Below are 11892 nucleotides of genomic sequence, written 5' to 3'. Positions count from 1 at the left end.
ATTAAGCTCCTTTCTGTGCTTTGGTTTTGACGGCTGGCTTGACGATCACTTGACCGTTCTTCGCGCCAGGAACAGCACCCTTGACCAGCAGCAGTTGACGCTCAGCGTCGATGCGTGCGATTTCCAGGTTCTGGGTGGTGACGGTGACGTCGCCCATGTGACCGGTCATGCGCTTGCCTGGGAACACGCGGCCTGGATCCTGCGCCATACCGATGGAGCCTGGCACGTTGTGCGAACGCGAGTTACCGTGGGTCTGACGGCCCGATGCGAAGTTGTGACGCTTGATGGTACCGGCGTAGCCTTTACCGATCGAGGTGCCTTGCACGTCGATCTTCTGGCCCACTTCGAACAGCGAGACATTGACTGCGTCGCCAGTTTTCAGTTCGGCTGCCTTGGCAGCGTCAACGCGGAATTCGCGCAGCATGGTGCCAGCTTCGACGCCTGCTTTTGCGTGGTGACCCGCAACAGCCTTGGTCACGCGGGATGCGCGACGTTGACCGAATGCGACCTGAACTGCGGCGTAGCCGTCGGTTTCAGGAGTTTTGATTTGTGCGACACGGTTGTTCGACACGTCCAGCACGGTAACTGGGATCGAGTCCCCGTCATCCGTGAAGATGCGCATCATGCCAACCTTGCGACCGAGAAGGCCCAAGCTCATTTTTTCTCCATTCCCACCTACGATTGGGCGGGGGTAGTTGAACTACTAAAAACGTACAAGTTCTGACGAACCCATACCGAAGCCGGCTAGTATAGCGCGCAAAAGGGCTTGACGCAACAAGAGAATCGGGGGTATGTCGCCCCTGTTGCGCGTTTATCGCGAGTAGTCTGGAGAAGAAGGAATCTGGCAAAGCTTGCCAGCACAGAAAAGGCACCGAGGCGCCTTTTCTCTGCAGAGCATCGAGGCTCTGCGACATTTGGAATTTTGGTGGGCGGTGCAGGATTCGAACCTGCGACCCCTTGGATGTCGACCAAGTATTCTAACCAACTGAACTAACCGCCCGGGGAGCCGCATTATGCCAAGGGTTGTCGTGCTTTGCAATAGCCGAGTTGGAAATGATGGCCTTTCGAATCCAACCCGACGCGGGCATGCCCGCCCCACGGTGCACCGCCGCGCGTCATCCTGGCGCTGGCCGCCGCGTAACGTAGGGCGGGCATGCCAGCGGCTTTTATGCATGCCGGATCGCCCCTAAGTCTTCCGTAAGCCCCCCTGTGTAAAATCCGTCAATTAGCGCTATATTCACGACAGCGCAGCGCAGCCGCACGCGGGCCGCGCCTTATAACCGGTTCATTCAACGAGAGGAGCTGTAATGGCAATCAGTCTGTCCAAAGGTGGCAACGTTAACCTGAGCAAGGAAGCACCGAATCTCACCAAGGTCATCATCGGCCTGGGCTGGGATCCGCGCTCGACCGATGGCGCCGCCTTCGACCTCGACGGCTCGGCCTTCCTGCTCAAGTCCGACGCCAAGGTGCGCGCCGATTCAGACTTCATCTTCTATAACAACCTGAAGTCGAGCGACGGCTCTGTCGTCCACAACGGCGACAACACCACCGGCCAGGGCGATGGCGACGACGAGACCGTCACCGTCGATCTGACCAAGGTGCCGGCCGACGTCGACAAGATCTCGTTCTGCGTCACCATCCACGACGCCGACACCCGCCGCCAGAGCTTCGGCATGGTCGGCAAGGCCTTCATCCGCTGCCTGAACGCCAATGGCAATGCCGAGATCGCGCGTTACGACCTGTCCGAGGACAGCTCGACCGAAACCGCCATGATCTTCGGCGAACTGTACCGCGCCGGCGGCGACTGGAAATTCCGCGCCGTCGGCCAGGGCTACAACGGCGGCCTAGGCCCCCTCGCCCGTTCGTTCGGCGTGAACGTCTGAGCTTCAACTAGGCGTCACCGAGCCAGACCCGTCCCGCCACGCTGGCGGGACGCCCTTCTCCACCCTGCAACAGAAGAACTTCATGCGCGTCTGGTTCAACCGTAGCTTTTCGTCCGTCCATACCGCGATCGAGCTGATCCGCCAGGCCGATCGCGAAGGGCGTTTCACCATCCTCCACACCAATCCGAATCCGAAGTCGCCCGTCGCCCGCCTGGCCCATGAATTTCAGTCCGAGCCGACCGGCCTGGCCACGGCCGACTATATCGACTGGTGCGTCGCCTTCTGCCGCGAGCAGCGCGTCGACATCTTCGTCCCGGGGCGCGAAGCCACCGCCATCGCCGGCGCCCATGCGCGCTTCGAGGCCGTCGGCACGCGCGTCCAGAGCGCCGCCTCGGAAGCGGCCCTGCAGCTCATCCACGACAAGGCGCGCTTCTACGCCGAGACCGATCTGCCGGCCGCGCCGGTGGCCGAGTTCCGCCACTTCGAGGACGCCGCCGGCTTCGAGGCCGCCTACGACGGCCTGCGCCGCCGCCACGCGAAACTGTGCGTGAAGCCCTCGCACTCGATCTACGGCCTCGGCTTCGCCGTGCTCGACGAGGAACGCAACAGCGCCGAGCTGCTGATGGCCGGCGCGGAATACCACGTGTCGCTGGGCGACTTCCGTGCCGGCCTGGAGAAACTCGGAACCTTCCGCAGCATGCTGCTGATGGAATTCCTGGAAGGCCGCGAATACAGCGTCGACTGCGTCGGAGATGGGGGCCGCCTGGTCACGGCCGTCGTGCGCCGCAAATCGGGCCAGGCCGGCGCCGGCCAGCGCATCGACCAGCGCGCCGACATCCTGCAAGCCACCGCGCAGCTATGCGCCAGCCATGGCCTGAACGGCATCTTCAACGTCCAGTTCCGCGAAGCGGGCGGCAAGCCGCGCCTCCTCGAGATCAACCCGCGCATGTCGGGCGGGATCGGCATGGCCTGCGTGGCCGGCCCGAACCTGCCGTATATCTCGCTGCGCGGCTTCGCCGACGGCTACGACGGCCTGGAGATCACCCCGGTACGGGACGGCATCCGCGTGGCCGAGCTGGCGCGCGCCGTGGAGCTGGCATGAACGCGCGCGGCGATCAGTTGCCGCTGTCGTTCGCCAAGGCGCTCCCTACTGGACTGCTGGAAGTCGAACTGCAGCGCGGCGCCGACGAACTCGACGACCTGCTCGGCTTTGCCGCGCGCGCCAACGCCAAGCGCGGCTTCCTGTTCGTCAGCAAGGTGCTCGGCAAGCATTGGCCGGTGCGCCCGCAGCGCATGCTCGACATCCATGCGCGCATGGCGGCGGGTGTGCCCGACGCGCCCGGCCCGGTGCTCTTCATCGCGATGGCGGAAACGGCCGTCGGCCTCGGCCAGGGCGTGTTCGAAGCCTGGCTGCGCGCCCATCCCGGACAGGAGGCGCTGTTCCTGCAGACGACGCGCTACCGCGTCGGCGCCGGCTCCATCATCGAATTCGAGGAAGCGCATAGCCACGCGCCGCGCCAGTTCCTGCACATGCCGCGGGGCGCGCACGAACAAGACCTGCTGCGCAGCGCGCGCACCATCGTGCTGGTCGACGACGAAGCCAGTACGGGCAATACCTTCCTGAACCTGACCCACGCCTGCCGCAAGCTCAATCCCGCACTCGAGCGGGTGCACCTGGCGGTGCTGGCCAATTTCATGGGATCGGCGGCCACTGGCGCCCTGACGGCGCGCTTCGGCCTGCCGGCCACGATGGGCGCCCTGGTCGAAGGCGAGTACCGTTTTACGCCCGCCGATTGCCCGGTGGACGCCGCTCCGGCCCAGCGTTACGACGCCGGGGCCGAACGCGGCGCCAGCACGGCCTTCGGCCGCCTGGGCCTGACACGCACGCTGCGTGCGCCGGAAGCACTGGCGGATCGGCTTGCCGTCACAATCGCAATGAATGAAAAAGTCCTGGTGCTGGGCACCGGCGAATTCATGCACGTGTCGACCCTGCTCGGCGCGGCGCTGGAAGCGCGCGGCCTGGATGTCGTGGTGCAGTCGACCACGCGCTCGCCCATCCTGACCTGGGGCGCGGTGCAGCATGCCTTGACCTTCCCCGACAACTATGGCGAAGGCATCCCGAATTTCATCTATAACGTCGCACCTGGCCAGTACGACCACGTGCTGATCTGCCATGAAACCCCGGCCGGCGCCGCCCTGCACGGCCTGGCGCGCACCCTTGAGGCGCGCCTGTTTCACTATCTTACCGAGGACGATGTTGAAGAAGTTCCTGTTCGCTGACCTGGACGACACGCTGTTCCAGACGATCGAGAAATGCGCCGCATTGGCACCCCGGGAGGCGCTCGAACCGGCCGCCTATTACAGCGACGGCAGCATCTGCTCGTTCACCACGCCCGCCCAGCGCGCCTTTTTCGCGTTCGTCAGCGAAGGCATGACGGTGATCCCGACCACGGCGCGCAGCCTCGATTCCTTCGCGCGCGTCGATCTTGGCTTCAGCAGTTATGTCGTGCTGAACTTCGGCGGCATCATCCTCCAGCCCGACGGCAGCATCGAGCGCGACTGGCAGGGCCGCATGCACGGCCTGATGACGGCAGCCTTACCCGGCCTGCAGGAGCTGGGCGCGCGCATCGACGCCTGGGCCGAGGAGACCGGCTACGGCGGCCGCACGCGTTTGGTGGAAGACGCCGGCACGCCCTTCTTCATCGTCGTGAAAGATCCGGACAAGGTGCACGCCAACCTGGAACGCATCGAACGCGAGGTCGTGCTGCCCTGGATCGCGGACGGGCACGGCGACTACTGTGTGCACCGCAACGGCAACAACCTCGCCATCCTGCCCACCAGCCTGGACAAGGCCAACGCCGTCGCTTACGTCACCGAGCGCCTGCGCCGCGAGCATGGCGAGATCGTCACCTTTGGCATGGGCGACAGCCGCTCGGATGCGCGCTTCATGGCCGACTGCGACTACGCCATCATCCCGCGCCGCACCCAGCTGTCGAAGCTGACGGTGGAGACGCTGTGAGTCCATCGACCAGCTTTGCCGGCAGCTATCTGGACAGCGATGTCCAGTTCCTTCTTAAACGCCTGGCGCTGGCCGATTTCGTCGACGTCGCCGACAAGGAACAGCTGATCCAGTCGGGCCGGCGCCACTATAGCGAGATGCTCTCGCCCGAGCGCGCGCCCTCGCAGCGTTACCTGGCGCTGTTCGACGAAGCCTGCCGGACCAACGGCGAGCGCATGGCGCGCGATTGCCTGGTTCTCGCCGGCCTGATCGCGGCGCGCCGCAGCGGTTCGGTGACGCTGGTGTCACTGGCGCGCGGCGGCACCCCGGTCGGCGTCGTCCTGAAGCGCCTGCTGGAGAAGGTGTATGGACGTGCGGCGAACCATTACTCGGTGTCGATCGTGCGCGACCGCGGCATCGACGCCAACGCCCTGCGCCACATCCTGGCGCAAGGTCATGCGCCGGAGTCGATCGTGTTCGTGGATGGCTGGACGGGCAAGGGCGTGATCGCGCGCGAGCTGGCCGGCACGATCGCGCGCTTCAATGCGGATCACGACGTCGCGCTCGACGCCGGCCTGTACGTGCTGTCCGATCTGGCCGGCGCCGCCGCGGTGGCGGCTTCCTGCGAGGATTACCTGATCCCGTCGAGCATCCTGAACGCGACGGTGTCGGGACTCATCAGCCGCTCGGTGCTGAACGAATCGATCGGGCCGGACGATTTCCACGGCTGCGTGCTGTACGAGCACCTGGCCGCCGGGGATCGCTCGCGCGCCTTTGTCGACACGCTGGAGCTCTTGGCGCTGGCTGCGGATCGCACCGGCGAGTCTGTGGCGCCGGCCGACACCCGCGCCGCCGCTGCCCGCTCGGAAGCCTTTATCGCTGCCGCACTGCGCCGCTACGGCATCGCCGACGTCAATCTGGTGAAACCGGGCATCGGCGAAGCCACGCGCGTGCTGCTGCGGCGCGTACCGCGCATGCTGCTGCTGCGCGACCCGACCCATCCGGCGGTGGCGCACCTGCGCCTGCTGGCCGACGAAAAACAGGTGCCGGTCGACGTCGATCCGGCCCTGTCTTACCAAGCTGTATCGCTGATCAGGAGTGCATCGGATGCATAAATCGATGGGCGCGTCCTTGTACGTGCCGGCCAACCATAAAGACCTGCTGCAGGTGGCCAACGGTGAAAAACTGCCGCAGGCGCGCTCGCTGATCTTCTGCACCGAGGATGCGGTCGCCGACCGCGAACTCGGCTGGGCGCTGTTCAACCTGTCAGTGGTGCTGCAGAACATGCGCAGCGACGTCGGCGCGGAGCGTTTCGTCCGCGTGCGCAATCCCGACGTGCTCACGCGCGTGCTGGCCATGCCGGGCGCCCATAAACTGACCGGCTTCGTGATTCCGAAGGCGACGCGCCAGAATTTCGAAGCCTATTACCGCCTCGTGCGCGACACCGACCACATGCTGATGCCGACGCTGGAAACGAGCGAGGTGTTCAGCGAGCGCGAGATGGAATCCTTCCGCGACCTGCTGCAGTCGCCCGGCGTGCGCAGCCGCATCCTGGCGCTGCGCATCGGCGGCAACGACTTATTGGCCCTGCTCGGCCTGCGCCGCCCGCGCGGCATGACCATCTACCGCACCCCGCTCGGCCCCGTGATCGCGCGTCTGGTGACGATCTTCCGCCCGCATGGCTTCATGCTGACGGCGCCCGTGTTCGAGCACCTCGATCTGCCCGAGCTGCTCGACCAGGAAGTGAGCGAAGACATCGCCTACGGCATGGTCGGCAAGACGGCGATCCACCCGAGCCAGATCCTGCCGATCGAAGAGCATTACAAGGTGAAACCGCAGGATCTGGCGGCGGCCCACGCCATCCTCGACGAGAACAGCCCGGCCGTCTTCAAAATGCACGACTCGATGTGCGAAGTGGCCACCCACCGCGCCTGGGCCGAACGCCTGGTCGCGCAGTCGCACATGTTCGGCGCGCACGGCGCCCTGATGAAACGTTAAAAGGAAAGCACATGAACCAGTTCGCACGCGGCCAGAAGGGCAAGTTATCCGACCTTGGCGTCGGCAGCAGTTTTGCGGTCGACCTCGACATCAGCGCGCCCGGCTTCTCCGTCGACGTCTCCTGCTTCGGCCTGGACGGCGCCGATAAACTTTCCGACGACCGCTACATGGTCTTCTACAACCAGCTGGCGAGCCCAGGCGACGCCGTGCGCCTGGATCTGCGCTCGGGCGGCGCGCGTTTTAATGTGAACCTCGACGCCCTGCCCGCCTCCATCGCCAAGCTGGTGTTCGTGGCCGCCATCGACGGCGCCCAGACCATGCGCGCGCTCGGCGCCAGCAGCCTGACCCTCGGCAGCGCGCTGCGCTTCCCCTGGTCGGGGGGCGACTTCGGCGACGAAAAGGCGGTGATCGTGGCCGAACTCTACCGGCGCGACGGGCAGTGGCGCTTCGGCGCCGTCGGCCAGGGTTTTAATGGCGGGCTTTCCGCGCTGCTGAAGCACTTCGGCGGCGAGGAAGCCGCGCCGTCCGCATCGGCCGCGCCGGCGGCGCCGGTGTCGGCGCCTGCAGCACCGGCCGCGCCCAAAATCTCGCTGTCGAAAGTCACGCTCGAAAAGCGCGGCGACAAGGTCTCGCTCGACAAGCGCGGCAGCGCCGGCTTCGGGCGTATCCACGTCAACCTGAACTGGAACCAGTCCGGCATGGCGCCGCAGGCGGCGCCGGTACAGGAAAAAGGCGGCCTGCTGGGGCGCCTGAGCGGCGTCATGAACGATGCCATGGGCAAGCGACGCCGCTCGGGCGGCATCGACCTCGACCTGGGCTGCATGTTCGAACTCGCCGACGGCCGCAAGGGCCTGGTGCAGGCGCTTGGCAACGCCTGGGGCGAATACGAGCGCGCGCCGTATATCAAGCTCGACGCCGACGACCGCACCGGTGCGGCCAGCAATGGCGAGAATTTGTACATCAATGGCGACCAGTTCGCCCAGATCCGCCGCGCGATCATCTTTACGTTCATCTACGAGGGCGTGCCGAACTGGTCGGCGACCGACGGCGTGGTCACCATCGCGGTGCCGAACCAGGCGCCGATCGAGGTACGCCTGGACGGCGGCGGCAACCAGATGATGTGCGCGATCGCCATGATCGAGAACCAGGGCGGCCAGCTGCAGGTGACGAAGATGACCGAATACTTCGAGCAGCAGGGCCGCACCAGCGCGCACGAGTTGATGGATCGGCGCTTTAATTTCGGGCTGCGCTGGAAAACGGGATCAAAGGACTAAGCGTCTGCCAGTGCCGTCCTTCTATGAACAGCGCTACTGCCGAATCAGAACGATGAGGGCTGCGCACATCAGGCCGTTGCCAGCGGCAACCAGGAACTTGCTCAGTTTATCGGCGGTCGGATGCTGCCTGTCGAGGAAGCACACCAAGGAGTGGGCGGCCATGCCGCCCGCCGCCAGCTTCCAGGCCAGTTCCGGGGCGGTAAAGGCGGCGTACCCGAAAAAGGCCAGTACCAGCAGCAAGAGCGTATAAGCAAAGGAAGGCGAGGCCCAGATGCGTTTCATGCATTCTCCGATGACAGGTTGAAGGTAATAGCTCAGCGCGCGCCGGCCGGCGCCAGCGCCGTAATGAGCTGATCGGGCCGGTCGAGATACAGGAACACATAGCGCGGCGCGACCTTCTCGCGCTGGTAATGGGTGATCGTCACCGGCTGCGTGCGATCGAGGCGCAGCACGCAGTTGGGGGCGTCGAAAGGCGTCACCAGGACGGTATCGCGCCGTGCGATGCCGTGGCGCTTGCACCATTGGTCGAGCGGCGCATCGACCCGCTCGCAGGCTTCGATGGCGGCCAGCGGGATGGTGCCGAAGGCGCGGATGCCGACCGACAGGTCGAGCGTGGTCGCGCTCAGGATGTGGCCCTGTGCGCCCTTGATCGACCAGCGATCGGCTGTCACCCAGGCCAGCGTGTAGACGGCCGAGACGGCCGATATGACATGCAGCACCGTGCGCGCCGTCGGGTTATCGAGCAGGAAGTGGGCGATCGTGGCGTCGATCGGCAGTTCGATCAGCACGGCGCAGACGACGATGCCGAGCACGGTGCCGTAGGCGCCCTGGCGGGTATAGGTCAGATTGGCGCCGGCTGGGCGTGCCGGCGGCGCGTCGCGGCGCAGCCAGCGGAAGAAGGCGCGCCACATGGCGCGGTCGAGTTTTAACATGGCCAGGAATTCGGGCGGCAGCAAGGCGCCGAGGCGGGTCGTCCACGCCGTGCCCGGACGCGCCACATGGCGCATGCGGCGCGCGAAATCAGGCGCGCCGGCCAGGTCTTTCGCCACCAGCAGCAGCAAGGGCAGGATCAGGAGCGGACGGTCGAGATGCGGCGCGATCGCGTCGGGCAGCGCGTAGTGCAGCAGGCGTCCGCAAAAGAACACGATGTGGGCATAGGCGAACATGGTCAGCCAGCCCGTCTCGTGCAGCCAGTCGATGCGCTTCCTGAACTCCGCCCGCGCCGTCTTCATGCCGCCTCCGTGCGTTGTCAAAAACAGTTGACTATATTCTACCTTATTGACGTATAGTAATGTTCACCGGCCCTGAAGTGTGTGGTCGACAATATTATGTTGGAGACAAAAGATGGATTTACTGAAACAGCTGCTGCCGAATGCTTTTATTCGCAATTGCGTGATCCTGATTGCGGCGTGCTTGCTGTTCAGCATGTCCGAACGTGCCGGCGAGTCGATCGGCCAGGCACTGTATTGGACGACGCACTAATTCGGCTTGCATCGGAGTACGGGGTCGAGAGACGGGGACGCGTATCGATGCGTCCCTGGTGCTAACGCTGATCAGCGCCCGGACGGTACTATTCCTGATCCTCGCCCATGCTGACGGGACGGCCCGGCCGCTTGTCCTGCAGCTTCTTGCGCAGCTTGGCGGCAGGTTCGGCATAGACGAACCCGAACGACACACAGCCATCGCGGCCGTCGACCGCGTGGTGCATCCGGTGGGCCTGGTAGACACGCTTGAGGTAGCCCTTGCGCGGCACATACTTGAATGGCCAACGCTGGTGCACCAGGCCATCGTGCATGAAGAAATACACCACGCCGTAGATCGTAATGCCGAGCGCGATCCACCACAATGGCCGCCACCAGGTGGAGGCGACGAACAGCGCAGTGGCGAATACGGCGAAAACAACGGCGTAGAGATCGTTTTTTTCCAGCACCGCCTCGTGCGCTTCGTGGTGCGACTTGTGCCAGCCCCAGCCCCAGCCGTGCATGATGTGCTCATGCGACCAGGTGGCAAACCATTCCATGAAGGCGACGCTTCCCACCACGAGCAGGATGGGGATGAGGTAATGCAAGATGCTATCCATTCTCTCTCTCGGGACAGGTCGGGTTGATCGTCGACCGGCGCTGCGCCGGCAGTTTCCACCAGGGCACCCAGGGCGCCGCGTGGTGCTCGAGATGGTAACCGAAATGAAAGCATGTCAGCAGTGACATGACGTGCGAGAAGTCATTGCTGCGGGCGCGGTGGCGGTCGGCGAACGGTAGGTCGTCGACGCGGTGCGGACGATAGGTACCGAAATAGAACAGCTGCACCGATGACAGCAAGGCCGGCAAGGCCCAGAACACCAGCATGGTCGGGAAACGCTCACGCAGGATGAGCAAGTAGATGACCACGGCAACGGTCAGCATCCCGAATTCACGCCAGCCGAAATAGTGGCGGAAGAATTTGAAGTACCAGGGCCAGAAGTGTCTGGAATGCTCGGTATCGAAATCCGGATCGTCAGCCGTGCCGGCATGGCGATGGTGGGCGGAATGGTTTTCACGGAGCTTGCCATACGAAAAACCGGCGTAGATGAAGACGCAGAAGCAGCCGATGGCGCGATTCAGCCAAGGGTGTTGCGGCGCCAGCGAGCCGTGCATCGTGTCATGGGCGACGATGAACAAACCAACGCTCAGCCAGCACTGCAGGACAATGACGACAGGCGCCGCGAGCCAGCGCCCCGGCGCGCTCCAGTCGACCAGGAAGATGGCGCCCACATGGATGGCCAGCCAGGTGCCGACGACCAGGCTTGCGAGCACCAGCCCGACGGCTGTACTGGCACTGCTGACCCGGCTATCGATCGTTGTTGTTGCCATGCTGGAGTTTGTCAGGACTGCTATGCGCCGGCGCGCCCGATGCGAGGCGCAGGATTGCAATTGAACGTGTAATTTTTACATGTGAATACTAACATGGATGCGCCGCGCTCCCGGGTGCGCCGTCGCCGGCGACGCGTCGCAAGCGGGACAAACCCGGCTCCGCCACGCGCGAACATGCATCGCCCAATGCATCAGGGCCGGGGAGGTTCGCCACACGGCGACCTTTCCCGGCCCTGATTTATTTTGGCCACCCGGATCGCTCCGCGCGGCCGAGAACCTTATTACTGCAGCTTGATTTCGACGTCGACGCCAGCTGGCAGATCCAGCTTCATCAGTGCATCGACGGTCTTGTCGGTTGGATCCACGATGTCCATCAGACGCTGGTGCGTACGGATTTCGAACTGGTCGCGCGAGGTCTTGTTGACGTGCGGCGAACGCAGGACGTCGAAACGCTGGATGCGGGTCGGGAGTGGGACTGGGCCCTTGACGACGGCGCCGGTGCGCTTGGCGGTGTCGACGATTTCCAGTGCGGACTGGTCGATCAGCTTGTAGTCGAACGCTTTCAGGCGGATACGGATTTTCTGATTCTGGGACATGCTAGTTCCTTAGAAAAGAGCGAACCGGCTCAGGGCCGGCAATGATTTGTCAGGTGCTACGGTACTGCAAAGGAGCGAGAGTATAGCATCGTTCCGTCCTACGCAGAGGGGGCAGAACCGAAATTCTGCCCCCTCTGTTGTATGCCCAGAACGCTCAACAGCGCGTCCGGGCAAGGATCAAAACCTGATTAGGCGATGATCTTGGCAACCACGCCGGCGCCGACGGTACGGCCGCCTTCGCGGATTGCGAAGCGCAGGCCTTCTTCCATCGCGATCGGGTTGATCAGCTTGACG

General features: G+C 64.3%; 14 protein-coding genes, 1 tRNA gene and 1 pseudogene. 8 read left to right on the top strand and 8 right to left on the bottom strand.

The genetic code is table 11. The features are described from left to right. Window position 1: 1 nt before the first annotated feature. A complete protein-coding gene (rplC, locus tag ASF77_RS08375; protein WP_056337567.1) occupies window positions 2-658 on the bottom strand; it encodes a 50S ribosomal protein L3 in 657 nt (218 codons plus the stop codon). Window positions 659-923: 265 nt separating this feature from the next. Next, window positions 924-1000 (bottom strand) — tRNA-Val (locus tag ASF77_RS08370). A gap of 307 nt (window positions 1001-1307) precedes the next feature. On the opposite strand from ASF77_RS08370, the gene ASF77_RS08365 reads away from it, so the two are divergent. The 7 genes from ASF77_RS08365 (at window position 1308) to ASF77_RS08335 (ending at window position 8153) form a co-directional block, all read left to right on the top strand. Beyond that, complete coding sequence (locus ASF77_RS08365; RefSeq protein ID WP_056337564.1) at window positions 1308-1883, top strand: TerD family protein; 576 nt, start codon at window positions 1308-1310, stop codon at window positions 1881-1883. 82 nt (window positions 1884-1965) lie between these two features. Next, the gene (locus tag ASF77_RS08360; protein ID WP_056337562.1) at window positions 1966-2985 is read left to right on the top strand and encodes an ATP-grasp domain-containing protein; all 1020 of its coding nucleotides are present in this window, start codon (window positions 1966-1968) and stop codon (window positions 2983-2985) included. Further along, a complete protein-coding gene (locus tag ASF77_RS08355; RefSeq protein WP_056337559.1) occupies window positions 2982-4163 on the top strand; it encodes a phosphoribosyltransferase domain-containing protein in 1182 nt (393 codons plus the stop codon). Before ASF77_RS08360 ends, ASF77_RS08355 begins: the two co-directional genes overlap by 4 nt. Then, window positions 4138-4902, top strand: a complete 765-nt coding sequence (locus ASF77_RS08350) for a hypothetical protein (RefSeq protein WP_307180503.1) — start codon at window positions 4138-4140, stop codon at window positions 4900-4902. Before ASF77_RS08355 ends, ASF77_RS08350 begins: the two co-directional genes overlap by 26 nt. Next, window positions 4899-5996 carry a cysteine protease StiP family protein gene (locus tag ASF77_RS08345; protein ID WP_056337556.1) on the top strand — a complete coding sequence of 366 codons (1098 nt, stop codon included), beginning with the start codon at window positions 4899-4901 and terminating at the stop codon, window positions 5994-5996. The genes ASF77_RS08350 and ASF77_RS08345 overlap by 4 nt, the downstream gene beginning before the upstream one ends. Further along, window positions 5989-6879, top strand: coding sequence for an HpcH/HpaI aldolase/citrate lyase family protein (locus ASF77_RS08340; RefSeq protein WP_056337554.1), 891 nt, complete (start codon window positions 5989-5991; stop codon window positions 6877-6879). Before ASF77_RS08345 ends, ASF77_RS08340 begins: the two co-directional genes overlap by 8 nt. A gap of 11 nt (window positions 6880-6890) precedes the next feature. Further along, complete coding sequence (locus ASF77_RS08335) at window positions 6891-8153, top strand: TerD family protein (protein ID WP_056337551.1); 1263 nt, start codon at window positions 6891-6893, stop codon at window positions 8151-8153. A 33-nt stretch (window positions 8154-8186) separates the two neighbouring features. On the opposite strand, the gene ASF77_RS08330 is transcribed toward ASF77_RS08335, so the two are convergent. Next, the gene (locus ASF77_RS08330) at window positions 8187-8435 is read right to left on the bottom strand and encodes a hypothetical protein (RefSeq protein ID WP_056337548.1); all 249 of its coding nucleotides are present in this window, start codon (window positions 8433-8435) and stop codon (window positions 8187-8189) included. Window positions 8436-8467: 32 nt separating this feature from the next. Continuing rightward, complete coding sequence (locus ASF77_RS08325; protein ID WP_056337545.1) at window positions 8468-9385, bottom strand: hypothetical protein; 918 nt, start codon at window positions 9383-9385, stop codon at window positions 8468-8470. Between the two features lie 112 nt (window positions 9386-9497). Between ASF77_RS08325 and ASF77_RS24175 the strand changes: the two genes are divergently transcribed. Next, complete coding sequence (locus tag ASF77_RS24175; RefSeq protein ID WP_156648808.1) at window positions 9498-9635, top strand: hypothetical protein; 138 nt, start codon at window positions 9498-9500, stop codon at window positions 9633-9635. An 88-nt stretch (window positions 9636-9723) separates the two neighbouring features. On the opposite strand, the gene ASF77_RS08320 is transcribed toward ASF77_RS24175, so the two are convergent. The 4 genes and pseudogenes from ASF77_RS08320 to ASF77_RS23585 all read right to left on the bottom strand — a co-directional run. Continuing rightward, window positions 9724-10233: a sterol desaturase family protein gene (locus ASF77_RS08320; RefSeq protein WP_056337543.1), complete on the bottom strand. Its 510-nt coding sequence runs from the start codon at window positions 10231-10233 to the stop codon at window positions 9724-9726. After that, window positions 10226-11002: a fatty acid desaturase gene (locus ASF77_RS08315; RefSeq protein ID WP_056337541.1), complete on the bottom strand. Its 777-nt coding sequence runs from the start codon at window positions 11000-11002 to the stop codon at window positions 10226-10228. Before ASF77_RS08315 ends, ASF77_RS08320 begins: the two co-directional genes overlap by 8 nt. A gap of 281 nt (window positions 11003-11283) precedes the next feature. Further along, window positions 11284-11598, bottom strand: a complete 315-nt coding sequence (gene rpsJ, locus ASF77_RS08310) for a 30S ribosomal protein S10 (protein WP_056337538.1) — start codon at window positions 11596-11598, stop codon at window positions 11284-11286. A 188-nt stretch (window positions 11599-11786) separates the two neighbouring features. Further along, window positions 11787-11892, bottom strand: a pseudogene (locus tag ASF77_RS23585) (elongation factor Tu); the annotation flags it as partial.

The organism is Massilia sp. Leaf139, assembly GCF_001424165.1.
Classification (GTDB): domain Bacteria; phylum Pseudomonadota; class Gammaproteobacteria; order Burkholderiales; family Burkholderiaceae_D; genus Telluria.
The sequence above is the reverse complement of the archived record's forward strand: the minus strand, read 5'-3'. Positions and strand labels throughout refer to the sequence as shown.